The sequence below is a fragment of the Streptomyces sp. NPDC001604 genome (genome assembly GCF_042893475.1).
In the GTDB taxonomy this organism is placed as follows: domain Bacteria; phylum Actinomycetota; class Actinomycetes; order Streptomycetales; family Streptomycetaceae; genus Streptomyces.
The window spans coordinates 70,128-88,831 of record NZ_JBIAUY010000011.1 but is presented as its reverse complement, the minus strand read 5'-3'; the positions used below and the strand labels follow the sequence as shown (position 1 = coordinate 88,831).

Below are 18,704 nucleotides of genomic sequence, written 5' to 3'. Positions count from 1 at the left end.
AGGCGCCAACCGGTATGTGTGCCGACGCGATTGACCTGCCCCGGCCGGACACTCCGCGATCGGGCCAAGCGACCGCCCAAGTGTTGTGTCACTCGGCTTCCGGAAGGAGGAAGCGGTGCCGCTCCTCCGCAGTCAGGCCGCGGGAGACACGGCCGCGTGCGACTGTGAGCAAAGCGGCCTTGTCTCGGACGGCGTCCCACACCCGTGCTGTGCCGTCTCCCGATGCCGTCAGCACGTGTGCCCCGTCTGCGGACCAGGCGACGCCCTCGACCCAGGCCTCGTGCCCACGCAGCACGGCTACTTCGACTTCCTCCGCGACGTGCCACACTCGGGCGGTGCAGTCGTCGTAGGCAAGGGCCAACCTGGTGCCGCACGGCGACCAGGCGAGATCGCGGACGACGTCCACCTGCTCCAGCAAATGCAGGAGTTCGGGGGCTTGTGGCGACTGGGACTGCTCGGGGACACGCCATATACGCACCGTACGATCCCGTGACGCCGTCGCCGCGAGGGTGCCGTCGGGCGACCAGCCCACTCCGTTGACCCCGTCGTCGTGCGCGTCGAGAACGGCGATCTGCGCCCCGTCCTCCACCCGCCACATTCTGGCTGTTGCGTCGTTTGAGCCGCTGAGCAGGTGGGATCCATCCGGCGACCAGGTCAGGGAGCGCACCATCGCCTCGTGCCCCTGGAACACCGTGAGCTGTTCGCCCGTGCGGACGTCCCACACCCGTACCGTGTCGTCACGGCCGCAGCTGGCGATCCTGCTGCCGTCGGGACTGAACAGGGCGCGCCGTAGGCCTTCTTCGTGCCCGGTCAGCGTGAGCAGGGAAGCGCCGGTGCGCACGTCCCAGACCCGTACCGTGCGGTCGTAAGAGCCGGTGACGAGGAGTCGCCCGTCGGGCGACCAGTGGCAGCCCCGCACCTCACCTTCGTGGCGCAACAGCCGTGTCTGCGTTCCGGTGCGAGCATCCCAGATCCGGGCAGTTCCGTCACGGGAACCTGTGGCAAGCGCTGTGGCCTCCGGCGACCATGACACGGTGCGCACCCACCCTGTGTGACCAGTCAGGATCAGCCGCTCGGGGCTTGGCCGTGCGTCCCACACCCGGATGGTGGTGTCCCTGGACGCGGTGGCGACGCGACCACTGTCCGGAGACCATGCGGCTGCCGTCACCCAGTCCTGGTGCCCTCGCAGCACCAGCTGGGCGGCGCCCTCGTCGGCGTTCCACAACCGGGCAGTGTTGTCCCGGGAGGCGCTGGCGACGCGACTGCCGTCGGGCGCCCACGTCACCGCGGTGAGGTCACCCTGGTGGCCGTGCAGTACGAGTCGTTGTTCGCACGTGGCCGCATCCCACATGCGGGCCGTGCGGTCACGGGAGCCGGTGACGAGCCGGGTCCCGTCCGGCGACCAGTCCACCGAGTCGATCCAGCCGCGATGACCGGTCACCTCGGTCGCGGATCCGTCGGAAACGAGGGCCGAGAGGTCCCACAGGCGCACTGTGCGGTCGCCGGAGGCCGTGGCAAGGCGGGTGGAGTCGGGGGAGAAGCGCACCGATGTCACCCAGTCCTGATGCCCTGCCAGCAACGCTGTCGACTCCCCGGTGTGCGGGTTCCACAGGCGCACCGTGTGATCACGCGCGCCTGTGGCCACCAAGGCACCATCGGGTGACCAGGCCACGGAGGTCAGCCGGTGCTCGTGGCCGAGGAGGACGACGACTTCCTCGCCAGTGGTTGAATTCCAGACGCGGGCCGTTCCGTCCTGGCTCGCCGTCACGACCGAGGTTCCGTCCGGCGACCAGGCCGCGGCCTCCACCTGCCGCGAGTGCCCCTGGAGCAGGCATGTCTGCTCGCCCCGTTCCACGTCCCACACACGCGCGGTGTGATCGTGAGACGCAGAGAGGAGGCGGCGTCCGTCCGGGGACCAGACAACGTCCCATACCCATGCGGTGTGCCCGGCGAGGACGGCGCGCTGCCGCGACGTCTCCAGTGCCGCGTGGAGTGCCGCGAAGGCGGCCGGCCGAGGAGCGCACTCCTCCACGGCGGTGATGGCGAGCAACAGCGCCAGTTCCGGGTCTACCTCCGTGGTGAGTCGAGCCTGCTGGGCCAAGGAGTCGGACAGCCGTTCCAGCCAGGCGGTGTCGTTGCGACGCGACGTCTCCAGGAACTCGCGCGCCAGCGGGCTCTCCTCCCACAGACCGGGTTGCTCGTCCACCCACCTCATCACGGCTCGCAAACGCTCGTCCCGCAGCAGGTGGTGCCGGTCCCGCCCACTGCGCTCCCAATCCTGGGCCCAGTGCTCCACCTGTGAGCGTCTGCGCAGGTAGTCGGCCCGTGCATCCAGGTCCTGACGCAGCGGGGCCCAGTGTCGAAAGAGCGCCTCGTGGGCGACGTCCACCACAACGCCGCCCTCCCCCGGCCGGGTCGTCAACAGCCGCGCCTCCACAAAGGCATCCACCACATCCAGTTCGGCTGAACCGAAGGTCTCGCGCCGTACACGGCGTCGAGTCGGTTCTGCGCCGTCGAGGGTCACGAAGCGGGAAACGACACGTAGGACGTCCGATTCGCTGATGCCCCTGATCCTCAGTTCCGCGGTCACTCTCTCGGCCTGCCGGACGAGCGCGCCGCTGACACCGCCGAGCCGATCGTAGTCCTCGTGCCTTACAACACCGCTGTCACGCACCCGGAGGAAGAGCTGCTGGAGGGTGAAGGCGAGCAGGGGCAGTGCGTCGCCGCTGCCCGTGTCGTCGACGATCCGGGCCACCACCCCGGCAGCGAAACGCAGTCCGGCGAGCGCTGCAGGCTCCTCGACAATCTGGCTGAGCGCATCCCTGCCGAGTGCGCCGACCATCACAGGGCGCTGTACCAGCGGAGCGAAGGAAGACGCCAGCAAGGGCGTCAGGAACTCCGAACGTATGGTGGCCACGACCCAGAGGGCGGGGTCGCGTTGCAACGCTGCGCGAAGCAGACTCAGGAACTCCTCACGGACAACGGGGTCGGCCTGAGTGAACAGCTCCTCGAACTGGTCCACCACCAACAAGACTGCTATCGCACCCCGTCGGTGGCTGGAGACCCGCAACTCGTCCACCAGCCGCACGAGTTCCTCGGCTCCCCCCTCGCGCAGTCGCCCTTCGACGACCGACGTCGTGGCGCCCCGACCAGAGGCCGCCACGGGTGAGGCGGCGAGCGCCTGGGCCAGGCTGTGCACAGGATGGTCACCGGGCCGCAGCGGCGGCACGACCAGCCAGGTGGTACGGCGCATGGACAGGGCAGGGATCAGACCGGCCTGCACGAGCGACGACTTGCCGCTGCCCGAGGGGCCGACAACGGCGACGAACGACTGCCTGGCGCCGCGAACAGCCGGGTGCAACCGATCGGTCAGCTCGTCAGTTTCGGCGCTCCGACCGAAAAACACTGCGGCGTCCTCGTCGGAGAACGCCTCCAATCCCGGGTAGGGCGGCCGACGCGCCGTCCAGACAGGCCGGGTCTCGCCCTTGTTCCTGTCGTCGACCAGCACTTGGGCGACGAGTCCGGCGATCGACAGGACAAGCCCGGGCACGACGGCGATCCACAGCGAGCCCGTCCCCGTGGCCACGGCGGACAGCGCGGTTGCGCCGGTGAGCACGATCACCGCGGCCGTCCAGCGAGTGAGCCCTCCCCACAAACGATCCGGCGCTCTTCGAGTCAAGGCACCCTCCCCTGGGCCAAGGGAATACCCATGCTGCGGGTCCGCTATCCCGGACTGAGGCCGATCGCCCAGCACGTGGCGAGCCTCGACAGCAACACCGGCACTGGTCCGCAGCAGCCAGGAGCGGATCAGGAACGGATGGGGAATACATACAGGTGAAAAGCACGATGCAAGGTCTGGACCCGAGCGAGATCGCGCCGGGCTCCTGCACGGTGGTGGCCGATCACCCGGCGCTGCGCTGACCCGGGACGCTCGGCGGCAACCCGCGGCTTTGCCAGCCATTTAGCTTTTTTTGTTTCCCTTGAACAATGCCGGGGCCCCGCCCGTACTTCCCGGCATGCGGATCAACGGTACGGCCGTGCTCGTCGCGGCCATCGTCGTCACCATCGGAGCCATCGCGTTCCCCGTGTGGTCCTACGCCGACCGCTCGGGCACCGGTCAGGCGAACCTCGCGGCGGGGACCGTGAACACCCAGTGGGGCCCGCTGACCGCCGCCGACCGCGATCTGATCGTGCGGGTGCGGCTGGCGGGCCTGTGGGAGCTGCCCGCGGGGCAGCAGGCGGTCGAGCGCGCGCCCAGCCAGGCGATCAGGGAGGCGGGCGACCACCTCATCGTCGGCCACACCGACCTTGACAAGCGGGTGCGGATCGCCGCGGCCCGGCTCGGCGTCGAACTGCCGAACCAGCCGAACGAACAACAGCAGGGCTGGCTGCAGGAGATGACAGCGGCGACGGGCGCGGAGTACGAGTACAAGTTCGTGAACCTGCTGCGCTCCGCGCACGGCAAGATCTTCCCGGCCATCGGCACCGTCCGGAACTCCACCCGGAACACGCTCGTACGGCAGCTGGCATCGGACGCCAACCAGACCGTCCTCGACCACATCACGGTGCTGGAGAAGACCGGCCGCGTCGACTTCGACGCCATCGCCAACGACGCGGTGGCCACCACGACCGCCAGCCCCACCGGCCCGCCGGCACCGGTCCCCGGCCAGGTGGCGCCCTCGGCTCCCGCCGCCGAGGCCAGCGGTGACATCGGCACGACCTCACGGCCGTCGCCGGGCGCGCCGGGCACGGTCAACACCGACCGGCCGGATCCGGTGGACTCCGAGGGTGTGCTGCGGTGAACCGAGCCGGCCGGCCCGAACCTCAAATGTTGCTCTGAAGGTTCCGGCGACGGGATTCGCGTCCGAGCGGCGGGGCCATACCCCCGTCACGTTCTTCGAGGAGACGGCAGGGAGGGGACGGACCATGGAGCGACTGGGAACGGGCATCGGGTGGCGGCCGGAGATCGCCGAGGCCGTGGAGCGCATGCCGGGCATCGACTGGGTCGAGGCCGTGGCCGAGAACGTGTGTCCCGGACATCTCCCCGAGTCGCTGCTGCGGCTGCGCGAGCGCGGGGTGACCGTGATCCCGCACGGCGTCTCGCTCGGCCTCGGCGGCGCCGACCGGCCCGACGGGCACCGGCTCACCGCACTCGCCGAGCGGGCCGAGGCGCTGGGTGCGCCGCTGGTCACCGAGCACATCGCGTTCGTACGGGCCGGCGGGCCGCTGACGGCGTCCCCGCTCCTGGAGGCCGGGCATCTGCTGCCCGTGCCGCGCACCCGGGACGCCCTCGACGTGCTGTGCGAGAACGTCCGCATCGCGCAGGACGCGCTGCCGGTGCCGCTCGCCGTCGAGAACATCGCCGCGCTGATCTCCTGGCCGGGCGAGGAGCTGACCGAGGGGCAGTTCCTGTACGAGCTGGCCGACCGGACGGGCGTACGGCTCCTGATCGACGTGGCCAACCTGCACACCAACCATGTCAACCGCGGCGAGGACCCGGCCAAGGCGCTCGCCGAGCTGCCCCTGGAGGCCATCGCGTACGTCCATGTAGCGGGCGGCTTCGAACGCGACGGCGTCTGGCACGACAGCCACGCCCACCCGGTGCCGCAGCCGGTCCTCGACATCCTGACCGACCTCGCCGCCCGGGTCTCGCCGCCCGGGGTGCTGCTGGAGAGGGACGAGAACTTTCCCGAACCTGCCGAGCTGGAAGGGGAGTTGGAGGCGATCCGGGCAGCCGTAGCAAAGGGACGGGCGATACGCGAGGAGACCGTGGCAGAGGCGGCGGAGGCGGTCGTGGGCTCCGTCGCCGCCGCCCCTGCGACCGACGCCGCCCGGCAGCGGCTCGGACTCGCTCAGGCCGCCCTGCTGTCGGCTCTCGTCGCCGGGACGCCCGTGCCGGAGGGGTTCGACCGGGTGCGGCTGCGGGTGCAGGCGCGGGCGCTCGCCGGGAAGCGGGCGGACGTCGTGGCCAAGGTCGCGCCCGAGCTGCCGGTGATCCTCGGAGAAACGTACCGGCCCGCCTTCCTCGCGTACGCCCAGCGGCACCCGATGACCGGCGGCTATCGCCGGGACGCCCTGGACTTCGCCGGGCAGCTGCTGCTCGACGGGCGCCTGGAGGAGGGCCGGGCCCGGCGGGAGCTCAGGGAGTGGTGGCTGGAGCGGTCGGGGCCCGTCCCGCGCTCGCAGCGGCCTGCGGTGAGGATGGCCAGGGCGGCCCGGCGGGTGCTCCTGCACCGCTGAGCTCCAGGGTGACAGGCGCGACAGCGGGGCCCACCGAACCCCGCAGTAATATGCGGTGCCGTAGGAGGCACCATGCGACCGCGACCACCTGTCACCGGCCGAGGCATATTCAGCGGCACCGGGGTCATCATCATCGGCCTGACGGCCACCCTGCTGGCGTTGATCTTCCCGATCTGGTCGTACGCCGACCGGTCCGGCACCGGCGTCAGCGCCGACGTACTGAACGCCGACACCGTCTCGACGCAGTACGGGCCGCTGTCCGCTCTCGACCGCGACTTCATCACGAAGGTCCGGCTGGCCGGTCTGTGGGAGCTGCCCGCCGGACAGCAGGCCGAGCAGAAGGGCACCACCGACGCCGTACGGACCGCGGGCCGGCATCTGGTCCTGGGGCACACCTTCCTCGACCAGCGGGTACGGGACGTGGCGGCCAAGCTGGGGCTGCAGCTGCCCAACGAACCCAACGACCAGCAGAAGCAGTGGCTGACGACCCTGAACGCGGCGCAGGGCACGGACTACGACAGCAAGTTCGCCAACATCCTGCGGCTGGCCCACGGCAGGGTGTTCTCGGTCGTCGCCCAGGTCCGCGCGAGCACCCGCAACTCGCTGGTGCGCGCGCTCGCCGACGACGCGAACACGACCGTGCTGGACCACATCAAGGTCCTGGAGGCCACGGGCTACATCAACTGGGACGCCCTCGCCCAGGGCATGGCCTCCCCGAGCACTCCCCCGCCGGCCGACCCGACCACGGGCCCCGGTCCCGTCCTCCCGCTGGAGCCGTCCTCGTCCGCGACCTACACGCTGCCGCCGGCCGCCTCCAGCCCGCCGCCGTGACCCTTGCCGGACCGACAAACGGAACGTCACATACCCACAACACTCCGTCCACATGGTGAACAAGGCATGGCATTTCCCCGGGCATCTGGCATAGAAACGCGGCATGTTCTGGGTTGTTCTCCTGCTGCTGGCCTGGGCCGCCGCCGGCACCGCGTGCACGCGGTTGTGCCTGGCCGCCGTACGTGCGGCGGCCGGGGAGGCGTACGTCACAGCGCATGCCCGGCGTCATGACCTGACGCTCTACGAGGCCGCGTTCCTCTCCGGCGGACCCGGCAGGGTCGCCGATCTGACCATGGTCTCCATGGCCCGGCAGCGGCGCCTGCTGCTCGCCCACACGGGCTGGGCAACGGTGGTCGACCCGCGCGGCCGGGACGACATGGAGCGGTCCGTCATAGGGGCCATCGGACCCGAGGGACAGAGCCGTATCGCGCCGGTCCGGGCCGCGGCGGCCTCCGCGGCCGCGGTCGCCGGTCTCGGCGACCGGCTCGTCGACGCGGGCCTGGCCGTGCCCGCCGGTGCCCGGACCACCGTCGCCGCCGGTGTGCGCCAGGTGCAGCTCGCCGCGGTGGCCGTGCTCGTGCTGGGTGCGGTCGCGCTGCTGGTGCCCGCCCAGCCGGACATGCCGCGCGGCCTGGTCGCCCTGTGGTTCGCCCTGCCGCTCGCACTGACGCTGAGCTGCCTCGCCATCGCCCGGGTCGAGGCCCACCCCTACTCGCGCTGGGCCTCCCCGGCCGGGCAGCGGCTGCTGGGCGCCCTGACCCGGCGCGCCTCGAACGGTGACGACCGTACGTATCTCACCACCGTCGCCGTACGAGGCGTCCGCGCGATCGGCGAACCGGACCTGCGCGCGGCCTTCGCGCACCGCGAGCAGTCCTGGCGTGAACCACACGTCAGGGGCGCATAGGGGGCATTGAGGCCGACACCGCCGGGGCGGTGCTTGCCTTCTGCATGCACCGAACGAAACATCCCTTTTGTCGCTGCCATGCACCGAAAGGGATACGTCATGAGAGCTGCCGCCCTGTACTCGGCCGCCGGATCACTGCTCCTGACCGCCCTCGCGGCCGCCCCGGCAGGCAGCACCCCCGTCGCCCCGGACACGGCCGAGCAGCAGGGCACGGCGGTGGCCGCCGCGCGCGCCCGGGCGGCGGGCATCGAGTTCGGGAAGTGCGCCGCCGCGCAGGACATGCCGGGCAAGATGGAGTGCGGCACGGTGTCCGTGCCGCTCGACTACGCGCATCCCGGCGGCAAGCAGATCAAGCTGACCGTCAGCCGGGTGAGGGCCACGCACAAGGACCCCCAGAACAGCAAGCGGCGGGTGCCCCGGCAGGGCGCCCTGGTCTACAACCCCGGCGGGCCCGGCGGTGACGGCCTGTACTTCCCGCTCGTCGGGATGCTCCCGGAGTGGAAGCGGCTCGCGGCGGCCTACGACCTGGTCGGCTACTCCCCACGCGGCGTCGGCAAGTCCTCGCCGCTGTCCTGCGAGGAGCCCAGGCTCTTCTTCAAGGCACCCTCGCAGGCGCCGACGTACCCCTCGGAGGAGTACAAGCAGGAGCGCATCAAGGAGGCCAAGGCCTATGCGACGGGCTGCGCCAAGCGGTCCGGTGGCGGGCTGCAGTACTTCAACTCGCTCAACAACGCCCGTGACCTGGACGTCGTGCGGGCGGCGCTGGGCGAGGGGAAGCTGACGTTCATGGGTGCGTCGTACGGCACCTACTTCGGGGCGCTGTACGCGACGCTGTTCCCCTCCCACGTGCGGCGGATGGTGTTCGACTCGGCGGTGAACCCGGATCCCGAGCAGATCTGGTACCGCAACAACCTCGACCAGTCGGCCGCGTTCGAGAAGCGCTGGGCGGACTTCCGGGAGTGGATCGCCCGGCACGACGACGTGTACGGGCTGGGGAAGACGGCCGACGAGGTGCAGGCCGGCTACGAGAAGGCGAGCGAGCAGTTGGCGGCGAAGCCGGCGGGCGGCAAGGTGGGGCCGGCGGAACTGCAGGCGGCGTTCCTGTCGGCCGGGTACTACGACGACTACTGGGCGACCCGAGCGAAGGCGCTGTCGGCGTATCTGAAGGGCGATGCGAAGCCGCTGGTCGAGCAGGCAGGTCCGGCCACCGAGACGGCCGCCGAGGCGGAGAACACCAACGCGGTGTACACCGCCGTCGAGTGCAATGACGCGCCCTGGCCGACGGACTGGAAGGTCTGGGACCAGGACAACACCCAGCTCGCGCGCGTGGCCCCGTTCGAGACCTGGGACAACGCGTGGATGAACCTGCCGTGCGCCTACTGGCCGGCGCCCCGGCAGCAGCCCCTCGATGTGCGGACCGGGCCGGGTGAGCTGCCGCCGACGCTGATCCTGGCCGCCGAGCGGGACGCGGCGACGCCGTACGACGGTGCCGTGGAGCTGCACCGGCGGCTGAACGGCTCGGTCCTGGTGACCGAGCGGGAGGCGGGCACGCACGGCATCGCGGGCGGCCCCAACCGGTGCATCAACGGCTACCTGGACGCGTATCTGCTGGAGGGCCGGCTGCCGCAGGAGCAGGCGTCCTGCGCCCCGCACGCGGAGCCGAACCCTGCCGCGACGGACGGCCGGGCGCACCCGGCGCCCATCAAGGAGAACCTGAAGGGCAAGGCCGCCCGGCCGTGACCACCCGACTACCCGGCGCCGCCTACGCCAGGCCCGCGACGAGTTCCGCGATGTCCTTGCGGCGTCCCGTGTAGAACGGAACCTCCTCGCGGACGTGCATGCGGGCCTCGGAGGCGCGCAGGTGGCGCATGAGGTCGACGATGCGGTACAGCTCGTCGGCCTCGAAGGCCAGGATCCACTCGTAGTCGCCGAGGGAGAACGAGGCGACCGTGTTGGCGCGGACGTCCGGGTAGCCGCGGGCCATCTTGCCGTGGTCGGCGAGCATGCGGCGGCGGTCCTCGTCGGGCAGCAGGTACCAGTCGTAGCTGCGCACGAAGGGGTAGACGCTGACGTAGTTGCGGGGCGTCTCGTCGGCGAGGAAGGCCGGGATGTGCGAGCGGTTGAACTCGGCGGGGCGGTGCAGCGCCATGTTCGACCAGACCGGCTGAAGGGCGCGGCCGAGCCTGGTGCGGCGGAAGAGGTTGTACGCCTCCTGCAGCTGGTCGCTGGTCTCCGCGTGCCACCAGATCATGAGGTCGGCGTCGGCACGCAGGCCCGACACGTCGTACGTGCCGCGGATCGTCACGTCCTTGGCGGCGAGCTGGTCGAACAGCTCCTGGACCTCGTCGGCGTAGCCCGCGCGGTCCTCGGGCAGCACGTCCTTCAGCTTGAAGACGGACCACAGGGTGTAGCGGATGACCTCGTTGAGGTCCTTGGCCAGCTTGCCCTTGTTCGCGATGCGGTCCGGGGCGGTGGAGGGGGCGTCGTCACTCATGTCGCTATTCTCCCGCTCCGCCGTGCAGACTCTGCACCGGGTTGGCGGTGAGCTCCTCCACACCGCTCAGGTCCCCGCCGATCTGGTCCACGGCCGCGTATGCGCTCGCGATGCAGGCCGGGATGCCGACGCCGTCGTACGGGGCGCCGCAGACGGCGAGGCCCGGCAGCTTGGCGATGTGCTCGCGGATGCGGGCCACGCGCGCGTGGTGGCCGACGGGGTACTGGGGCAGACCGTCGGTCCAGCGGGTGACGTGGGTTTCGAGGGGCGTGGCGTCCAGTCCGGTGGCCTCGCGCAGATCGTGACGGGAGACGTCCACCAGGCCGGCGTCCTCGCGCTCAAGGATCTCGGTCTCGCCGTAACGGCCGACCGATGTGCGCAGGACGACCGTGTCCGGGTTCTCCTCGGCGATCCAGCCCCACTTCTGGGAGGCGAACGTCGACGCCTTGATGGTGCGTCCGTCGACCGGCGGGACGAGGAAGCCGCTGCCCTCGGGGAGGGCGGTGTCGGCGCGGCGGTAGGCGAGGGTGACCAGGGCCATGGAGGCGTACTCGACGGCGGCGAGCTCGGTGGCGGCCTCCGGGGCCTCCGGGCGCAGGAGGCCGGCGGCCGCGGGGGCGGGGACGGCCACGACGACGGCGTCCGCATGCAGCACACGGTCTCCGGCGACGACGCGCCAGCCGCCGGAGGTCTCGCGGCGCAGCTCGGTCACGGGCGTCCCGGTGAGGATCTCGCCGCCGCGCGCGCGGACCGAGTCCGCCACCGCGAGGGGCAGGCTGCCGATGCCGCCCCGGATGCCCATGAAGACGGGGCCGGTCTGCTGGGCGGCGGCCATCCTGGCCTGGAGCTCGCGGACGCCCTCGGTGAGCGAGTCGTGCGTCTTGGCGACCTGGTACAGCTGCGGGACCGCCGAGCGCATCGAGATGCGGTACGCGTCGCCCGCGTAGACGCCGCCGAGGAGGGGTTCCACCAGGCGGTCGACGACCTCGCGGCCGAGCCGGGCCGCCACGTACTCCCCGACCGCGACGTCCTCGCCGACCTCCGTGCGCGGCAGGTCGGCGTCGCGCTCGATCCGGGCCAGGCCCTCGTCGGACAGGACGCCGGTCAGGGCGGCCGCGGTGCCGGGGACGCCCATGACGTGGCCCTTGGGCATGGGACGCAGGGCGCCGCGGGTCCAGATCGAGGCCGTCGCCGTGGCCGGCGGCTGCAGGCGGTCGTCGAGGCCCACCTCGCGGGCCAGGGCCACCGCTTCCGGTCTGCGCGCGAGCATCGACTCGGCGCCGAAGTCCACGCGGGCGCCCGCGATCTCGCCGGGCAGCAGCTTGCCGCCGACGCGGTCCGACGCCTCCAGCACGGTGACCCGCGCACCCTGCTGCAACAACCGGTGGGCCGCGGCCAGTCCGGCGATCCCGGCTCCGACGACGACGACCCGCCCGGTGCCCGTACGACTCTCCACTTCGCGCATGTCCTCAAGCCTCTCAGACCCCTCTGACAGTCCGTCGGCGGCCTGGTGTCCTTCACGAGTCCCGACCGTGACCGCATCGGGACCGTCCGGGTCCAACGTCCCGGTCCGTCCGGGCGTCGAAGGAGCGTCAGTCGTCGCGACCCTCGGGGGTACACCCACATGCGCACGCCACGTCCCGTACGACCCGTCCCGGCCCTGGCCGCGATCCTGCTCGCCGCGGCACTCGCGCTCACCGGATGCAGCGGGAGCAACTCCGACTCCGGGGGCAGGAGTACTGCCGACGGGGCCGCCCGGAGCGACGGTAAGGCCGCCGCTCCGGGCGGCGAGAGCAACGCGAGCGGCGCCGGGGCCAAGCGGGCGCCGAAGCTCACCGCGAGCAGCATCATCCGCACCGCCTCGCTGACCGTGCAGGTCAAGGACGTACCGAAGGCGCTCGACGAGGCCCGCACGACGACCGAGAACGCGGGCGGCTACGTCGGCGACGAGACCACCAGCCGGGACGAGAAGGGCCACGAGCGCACCCGTGTCGTGCTGCGTGTGCCGGTCGACAAGTACGACGAGGTCCTCGCCGGGCTGCAGGGCGCGGGCAAGCTCCTCGACCGCACCGCGAAGGCCGAGGACGTCACCGACCAGGTCGTCGACGTCGACAGCCGCATCAAGTCGCAGCGGGCCAGCGTGGCCCGGGTCCGGGAGCTGATGGACCGGGCCGGCAAGCTCAGCGACGTGGTGGAGCTGGAGGGCGAGCTGAGCAACCGGGAGGCCGACCTGGAGGCGCTGCTCGCCCAGCAGGCGTCCCTGAAGGACCGCACCAGCCTCGCGACGATCACCCTGACCCTCTCGGAGACACCGGTGAAGGCGGCCGCGAAGGACGAAAGCCCCGGGTTCCTGGACGCGCTGGCCGGCGGCTGGGGCGCGTTCGTGACGATGCTGCGCTGGCTCGCGGTGGCGCTCGGCGCGGTACTGCCGTTCGCCGCGGTGGCGGCCCTGATCGCACTGGTGTGGCTGCGGCTCGTCCGGCCCCGGCTGCCGCACCGCCCGGCCCCCGCACCCGCGACCGGCGCACTGGGCACGCTGCCTACGGCCCGGCCGGCACCGCAGGCGCCGGCCACGCACGAGAACGACCAGGACTGATCGGTACGGGACCCGGCCTGAAATGCCGCGCCCCCGTAGCGTGTTCGCATGGACATGAGCGCTGCGAGGGAACGACTGGTCGTGATCGGCGGAGACGCCGCGGGGATGTCCGCGGCGTCTCAGGCACGCCGTCTGAAGGGCCCCGACGAGCTGGAGATCGTGGCGTTCGAGCGCGGCCACTTCACCTCGTTCTCGGCGTGCGGCATCCCGTACTGGGTGGGCGGCGACGTCGACGAACGGGACCAGCTGATCGCCCGTACGCCCGAGGAGCACCGCGCGCGGGACATCGATCTGCGCATGCGGACCGAGGTCACCGAGATCGACGTGGCGGGCGGCCGGGTACGCGCGCGTGACGTCGATTCCGGCGACGAGTCCTGGACGTCGTACGACAAACTCGTGATCGCGACCGGTGCCCGCCCGATCCGCCCGGACATGCCGGGTGCCGACGCCCCCGGTGTGCACGGCGTGCAGACGCTGGACGACGGCCAGGCGCTCATCGACTCCCTCACGCGCACGCGTGGCCGTCGCGCGGTGGTCGTCGGGGCGGGCTACATCGGCGTGGAGATGGCGGAGGCGCTCATCAAGCGCGGCTACGAGGTGACCGTCGTCAACCGCGGCAGCGAGCCGATGTCCACGCTCGACCCCGACATGGGCCGCCTGGTGCACGAGGCCATGGAGGGCATGGGCATCACCATGGTCGACGACGCCGAGGTCACCAAGGTGCACACCGGCGAGGACGGCCGGGTGCGCGCGGTGGCCACGGAGGACGCCGAGTACCCGGCGGACGTGGTGATCCTGGGCATCGGCGTACGCCCCGAGACGGCGCTGGCCGAGGCGGCCGGGCTGCCTCTCGGTGCCCACGGCGGCCTGCTCACCGACCTCTCGATGCGGGTGCGCGGGCACGAGAACATCTGGGCCGGCGGCGACTGCGTGGAGGTCCTCGACCTGGTCTCGGGCCAGGAGCGCCACATCGCCCTCGGCACCCACGCCAACAAGCACGGCCAGGTCATCGGCACCAATGTCGGCGGCGGCTACGCCACCTTCCCGGGCGTCGTCGGCACCGCGGTGTCGAAGGTCTGCGATCTGGAGATCGCCCGGACGGGCCTCCGGGAGAAGGACGCCCGCCGGGTCGGCCTCCAGTTCGAGACGGTCACCATCGAGTCCACCAGCCGCGCCGGCTACTACCCGAACGCCTCCCCGATGACGGTGAAGATGCTCGCCGAACGGCGGACCGGCCGCCTGCTCGGCCTGCAGATCGTCGGCAGGGAGGGCGCCGGCAAGCGAGTGGACATCGCAGCGGTCGCCCTCACGGCCGGCATGACGGTGGAGCAGATGACAGCCCTGGACCTGGGCTACGCCCCACCGTTCAGCCCGGTCTGGGACCCGGTACTCGTGGCCGCCCGCAAGGCGACGGCGGCCGTGAAAAAGGGCGTCTCCTGACGGGCGTGCGGGAAGTGCCCCCAGGGGCGCGGGGAACTGCGCGACCAGCCACAACAGATCCGCAGCCGGCAATCAACCCGCACCCCTACGGCGAAACCCCTACGCCGAGCCATTGATCCTTTCAATGGCTTGCCGCGCCTGCTCCGCCGGAGGCCGCGGCGGCAACGACGACACCGAGGCGGTGGAAGTCATGGCAGGGGCGGCCGAGACCGCCGCAGGCTGCTCCCCCGCCGGCTTCGCATGCGCAGCACTCCGTACGGACCGCAAGCGGTGACTCACCGCCTCGTCCAGCGTCACCGGCCGCTGCATCTGCGAAGCCAGCCGTCCGGCCTCCTGGCCGAGCCGGGCGACGTCCTCCCAGGGCAACCTCACCACCAGGGAGATCTCCGCCTCCCCGTCGGGCGTGGCGTGCATCGGAGGAGTAACTCGGTCGTTCATCGCCTGTTCCTCACGTCGTCCCCGCGACCCGCCTTCCCCGTGCCGCGGGCGGTTGAGGAGACATACGCACGCGCGCGTGACGGCGTTCACCGATTCGCGCCGTCCACCCGGGGCACTAATTCCATGTGGTCATACCCGTCCATGACGTGAACCCGGTGCGCCGCACCCCCTGGGTGACGTACGCACTGATCGCCGCGAACGTGTACGTCTTCCTGTCCACGCCCGGCCTGGCCGGTTCCGTGGCGGGCGACAGCAGCCTGTCCCAGTTGTGCCATCTGCAGGCCTTCCTGGACCACTACGCGGCCGTACCAAGGGAGTTGATCCACCATCAGATGCCCCGGGTGGTCCCGACCGGCGGCATAGGAGTGGGCGCGCACGGGGCGGGTTGTGTGGTGGCGCCGCCGGGCTATGACAAGTCGCCGCCCGTGTCCGTCTTCACCGCGATGTTCCTGCACGGCAGCTGGCTGCACCTGCTCGGCAACATGCTCTTCCTGCTGATCTTCGGCAACAACGTCGAGGACCGCATGGGGCACATCAGGTACGCACTGTTCTACGTCGTCTGCGGCTACGCGGCGTCGTACGGCTTCGCGCTGGCCAACGCCGACTCCTCCGACCCGCTGATCGGTGCGTCGGGAGCCATCGCGGGGGTCCTGGGCGCCTATCTGGTGCTGTATCCGAAGGCCAGGGTCTGGATCCTCGTGCCGTTCCTGCTCTTCCTGCCGCTGAGACTGCCGGCCTGGCTGGTGCTGGGCTTCTGGTTCGTGCTGCAGGCCCTGTACTCGTCCGGTGAGGGCGTCTCCACCGCGGGGACGGTGGCGTACGCGGCGCACGTCGTCGGCTTCCTCGTCGGCATGCTGCTCGCCTGGCCGCTCAAGCCGGGCACGCCCCCGCCGCCGGAACCGCGCGGCCTGGTGTTCGGCAGGCGGGCGCGGCCCCGGCACACGTGGTGAGCCGTCGAGTCGAGGCCTAGCGGGCCGTCTGTGTGTGGACGTACTCCACGAGACGGGTCAGTGCGTCCGGGTCGGTGGACGGCATGACGCCGTGGCCGAGGTTGAAGACGTGGCCCTCCAGGCCCGCGGCCGCGGCGAGGACCTCGCGGGTCTTGGCCTCGACCGCCTCCGTGGAGGCGAACAGGACGGTCGGGTCGAGGTTGCCCTGGAGCGCCTTGCCGGGGCCGACCCGGCGGGCCGCCTCGTCGAGCGGGACACGGAAGTCGACGCCCACGACGTCCGCGCCCGCCTCGCCCATCAGCCGCAGCAGTTCGCCCGTGCCGACACCGAAGTGGATGCGCGGCACGCCGTACCCGGCGACGGAGTCGAGGACCTTCGCGGAGGCGGGCAGCACCGAGCGGCGGTAGTCGGCCGGGGCGAGGGCGCCGGCCCAGGAGTCGAAGAGCTGGACGGCCGAGGCGCCCGCCTCGATCTGCACCTTCAGGAACGCGGAGGTGATCTCCGCGAGGCGGTCGAGCAGATCGGCCCAGAGCTCGGGGTCGCCGTACATCATCGCCTTGGCGTTCTCGTACGTGCGCGACGGGCCGCCCTCGATGAGGTAGCTCGCAAGGGTGAAAGGCGCCCCGGCGAAACCGATGAGAGGGGTCGAGCCGAGCTCGCGCGTCAGCATGCCGATCGCCTCGGTGACGTAGGAGACGTCCTCGGGGGTGAGGTCTCGGAGCTGGGCCAGGTCGGCGCGGGTGCGGATCGGGTGCCCGACGACCGGGCCGACGCCCGGCTTGATGTCGAGGTCGATACCGATGGCCTTGAGCGGGACGACGATGTCGCTGTAGTAGATCGCCGCGTCCACGCCGTGCCGGCGCACCGGCTGGAGGGTGATCTCGGTGACGAGTTCGGGGCGCGTGCAGGACTCCAGCATCGGGACGCCCTCGCGGACCTTGCGGTACTCCGGCAGGGAGCGCCCGGCCTGCCGCATGAACCACACGGGCGTGTGCGGCACGGGCTCGCGCCTGCACGCCTTGAGGAAGGCCGATTCGTACGTCGCTGCCTGCTGTGTCCGGGCCTGGCCCGCGGGGCTCTCGTTCGCACTCACGACCGCAAGTCTCGCACGGCGACGCAGCCGCTACGGCCGGGGTTCATGAGGCACTATCCGGACATGCGGACCCCGCACGGGTGTCCCTCCCTGCGCGAAGCCCCCGTTCCCCTTAATCTTCCCCGCATGGCTGCGGCTCAGGGACGACTGTCGGACGGCGCTGACGGAATGGACGACACCAAGGAGGGGGATCGGAATGGCGGCGGTACGCCTCCTCCGTTGCCCTTCCGGGCTGCCGTCGACGCGCTGAGGACCGCGCGGCTGCGGCCGCAGATCGAGATCGAGCCGGCGCCGGCACCCAAGCGGCTCGCGCCCTTCGCGTACGCGTTGGAGGCGACCGTCGTCGACGGCGACCAGGACCTGGCCGACGGCCGCCTGGTGCTGCTGTACGACCCGGACGGGCACGACGCCTGGCGGGGCGCCTTCCGGCTGGTGACGCTGGTGCGTGCGGAGCTGGAGCCGGAGATGGCCGCCGACCCGCTGCTGCCGGACGTGTGCTGGTCCTGGCTGACCGGCGCGCTGCAGGCGCGCAGTCTGTCGTACGGCGAGGCGAGTGGCACCGTCACCCGGGCGAGCTCGCACTACTTCGGCGGTCTGGCGGAGCGCCCGGCGGCCTCGCAGATCGAGATCCGGGCCTCCTGGACGCCCCGCGAGGGCCTTGGCGGGGTCCCGGACACGGCGTCCCACCTGGCCTCCTGGTGTGATCTGCTGGCCCAGGTCGCGGGTCTGCCGCCGGCCGGTCCGGGTGATGCGTCGGTCGTGACGCTGCCGCAGCGGCGGGACCCGCACGCACGCTGACCGGCACCTCGGGCGTCACCTTGACCGTCACTTTGTCGATACGACCACTTTCGGTCATGAACAGTGCCACGAACGAACCGATTCGTTCATCGCGCGATCGATCGCGTGTCCGAATTGCACTAATTGATACTCACTAAATCGTGATCTTTCCCTAAAGGACTTCGGGTTTGGTGCCGAAGACGACTGTGACCTTGAAAGCCGTCCCGCACCCCAGGAGGCCTGGTGTCCGTTCTCCTCGAGCAGCCCGCAAGCCTGGTCGCCTACCGCCCGAACAAGCCGACCGCCATGGTGGTCGTGGCCGATCCCCGCGTCCGCTCCACCGTGACCCGCCATCTGTGGGCGCTCGGTGTGCGTGACGTCATCGAGGCCTCGTCCATCGCGGAGGCTCGTCCCCGCATCGGCAACCCCCGCGACATCTGCGTCGCCGACGTCCACCTGCCCGACGGCTCCGGCCTCACCATCCTCTCGGAGACCCGCGCGGCGGGCTGGCCCAACGGCCTCGCCCTGTCGGCCGCCGACGACATCGGTGCCGTACGCAACGCCCTCGCGGGCGGCGTCAAGGGCTATGTCGTCACCGGCACCCGTACCAATGTCGGGCTCCCCACCCGGCCGGGCGCCGCCCCCATCGGATCCGCCGCCGCGCGTATGCACCGCCGCCCCCCGGGTGCCCCGAGTCACCCGGGTGGCTACCGCGAGCTCTCCGGCCGCGAGGTCGAGGTGCTGCGACTGGTCGCCGAGGGCCAGTCGAACAAGGCGATCGGCGTTTCGATGGGCCTGTCCGCGCTGACCGTCAAGAGCCACCTCGCCCGCATCGCCCGCAAGCTCGGCACGGGCGACCGCGCCGGGATGGTGGCGGTGGCCCTGCGGACCGGCATCATCCACTGACCCGCACGCCGCTGCCTCTTACCTCCCCCTCCCCT

15 protein-coding genes are annotated in these 18,704 nt (G+C 71.4%); 10 read left to right on the top strand and 5 right to left on the bottom strand.

The annotated features are described in order from the left end of the window. Positions 1 to 88: 88 nt before the first annotated feature. Positions 89 to 3,622 carry an AAA family ATPase gene (locus ACFY1E_RS27635; protein WP_389080296.1) on the bottom strand — a complete coding sequence of 1,178 codons (3,534 nt, stop codon included), beginning with the start codon at positions 3,620 to 3,622 and terminating at the stop codon, positions 89 to 91. 394 nt (positions 3,623 to 4,016) lie between these two features. On the opposite strand from ACFY1E_RS27635, the gene ACFY1E_RS27630 reads away from it, so the two are divergent. The 5 genes from ACFY1E_RS27630 to ACFY1E_RS27610 all read left to right on the top strand — a co-directional run bounded on the left by ACFY1E_RS27630 (position 4,017) and on the right by ACFY1E_RS27610 (position 9,715). Continuing rightward, the gene (locus tag ACFY1E_RS27630; RefSeq protein ID WP_389080295.1) at positions 4,017 to 4,802 is read left to right on the top strand and encodes a DUF4142 domain-containing protein; all 786 of its coding nucleotides are present in this window, start codon (positions 4,017 to 4,019) and stop codon (positions 4,800 to 4,802) included. Between the two features lie 124 nt (positions 4,803 to 4,926). Next, positions 4,927 to 6,240 (top strand): DUF692 domain-containing protein, encoded by a 1,314-nt coding sequence (locus ACFY1E_RS27625; protein ID WP_389080293.1) that lies wholly within the window; start codon positions 4,927 to 4,929, stop codon positions 6,238 to 6,240. A 72-nt stretch (positions 6,241 to 6,312) separates the two neighbouring features. Next, complete coding sequence (locus ACFY1E_RS27620) at positions 6,313 to 7,071, top strand: DUF4142 domain-containing protein (protein WP_389080291.1); 759 nt, start codon at positions 6,313 to 6,315, stop codon at positions 7,069 to 7,071. A gap of 103 nt (positions 7,072 to 7,174) precedes the next feature. Then, a complete protein-coding gene (locus tag ACFY1E_RS27615; RefSeq protein ID WP_389080289.1) occupies positions 7,175 to 7,975 on the top strand; it encodes a TIGR04222 domain-containing membrane protein in 801 nt (266 codons plus the stop codon). Positions 7,976 to 8,074: 99 nt separating this feature from the next. After that, on the top strand, positions 8,075 to 9,715 hold the full coding sequence (locus tag ACFY1E_RS27610) for an alpha/beta hydrolase (RefSeq protein ID WP_389080288.1): 1,641 nt from the start codon (positions 8,075 to 8,077) through the stop codon (positions 9,713 to 9,715). A 22-nt stretch (positions 9,716 to 9,737) separates the two neighbouring features. On the opposite strand, the gene hemQ is transcribed toward ACFY1E_RS27610, so the two are convergent. Together hemQ and hemG are read right to left on the bottom strand one after the other, a co-directional pair. Beyond that, a complete protein-coding gene (gene hemQ / locus ACFY1E_RS27605; RefSeq protein ID WP_389080286.1) occupies positions 9,738 to 10,469 on the bottom strand; it encodes a hydrogen peroxide-dependent heme synthase in 732 nt (243 codons plus the stop codon). 4 nt (positions 10,470 to 10,473) lie between these two features. Further along, positions 10,474 to 11,934, bottom strand: coding sequence for a protoporphyrinogen oxidase (gene hemG, locus ACFY1E_RS27600; RefSeq protein WP_389080285.1), 1,461 nt, complete (start codon positions 11,932 to 11,934; stop codon positions 10,474 to 10,476). Between the two features lie 159 nt (positions 11,935 to 12,093). On the opposite strand from hemG, the gene ACFY1E_RS27595 reads away from it, so the two are divergent. Together ACFY1E_RS27595 and ACFY1E_RS27590 are read left to right on the top strand one after the other, a co-directional pair. Continuing rightward, entirely contained in the window at positions 12,094 to 13,065 is a 972-nt protein-coding gene (locus ACFY1E_RS27595; RefSeq protein ID WP_389080284.1) for a DUF4349 domain-containing protein, read from the top strand. A 48-nt stretch (positions 13,066 to 13,113) separates the two neighbouring features. Continuing rightward, positions 13,114 to 14,505, top strand: a complete 1,392-nt coding sequence (locus ACFY1E_RS27590; protein WP_389080282.1) for an FAD-dependent oxidoreductase — start codon at positions 13,114 to 13,116, stop codon at positions 14,503 to 14,505. A 99-nt stretch (positions 14,506 to 14,604) separates the two neighbouring features. Here ACFY1E_RS27590 and ACFY1E_RS27585 read toward each other — a convergent pair whose 3' ends face one another. Then, on the bottom strand, positions 14,605 to 14,943 hold the full coding sequence (locus ACFY1E_RS27585) for a hypothetical protein (protein WP_389080281.1): 339 nt from the start codon (positions 14,941 to 14,943) through the stop codon (positions 14,605 to 14,607). Positions 14,944 to 15,068: 125 nt separating this feature from the next. Between ACFY1E_RS27585 and ACFY1E_RS27580 the strand changes: the two genes are divergently transcribed. Continuing rightward, the gene (locus ACFY1E_RS27580; RefSeq protein WP_389080279.1) at positions 15,069 to 15,893 is read left to right on the top strand and encodes a rhomboid family intramembrane serine protease; all 825 of its coding nucleotides are present in this window, start codon (positions 15,069 to 15,071) and stop codon (positions 15,891 to 15,893) included. A gap of 16 nt (positions 15,894 to 15,909) precedes the next feature. Here the strand turns inward: ACFY1E_RS27580 and hemE are convergent, their stop codons facing one another. Further along, positions 15,910 to 16,986 carry a uroporphyrinogen decarboxylase gene (gene hemE, locus ACFY1E_RS27575; protein ID WP_389080278.1) on the bottom strand — a complete coding sequence of 359 codons (1,077 nt, stop codon included), beginning with the start codon at positions 16,984 to 16,986 and terminating at the stop codon, positions 15,910 to 15,912. A 126-nt stretch (positions 16,987 to 17,112) separates the two neighbouring features. On the opposite strand from hemE, the gene ACFY1E_RS27570 reads away from it, so the two are divergent. Together ACFY1E_RS27570 and ACFY1E_RS27565 are read left to right on the top strand one after the other, a co-directional pair. Then, positions 17,113 to 17,784, top strand: coding sequence for a DUF3000 domain-containing protein (locus ACFY1E_RS27570; RefSeq protein ID WP_389080277.1), 672 nt, complete (start codon positions 17,113 to 17,115; stop codon positions 17,782 to 17,784). Between the two features lie 222 nt (positions 17,785 to 18,006). Continuing rightward, entirely contained in the window at positions 18,007 to 18,669 is a 663-nt protein-coding gene (locus tag ACFY1E_RS27565; RefSeq protein WP_030939825.1) for a response regulator transcription factor, read from the top strand. The last annotated feature ends 35 nt before the right edge of the window (positions 18,670 to 18,704 follow it).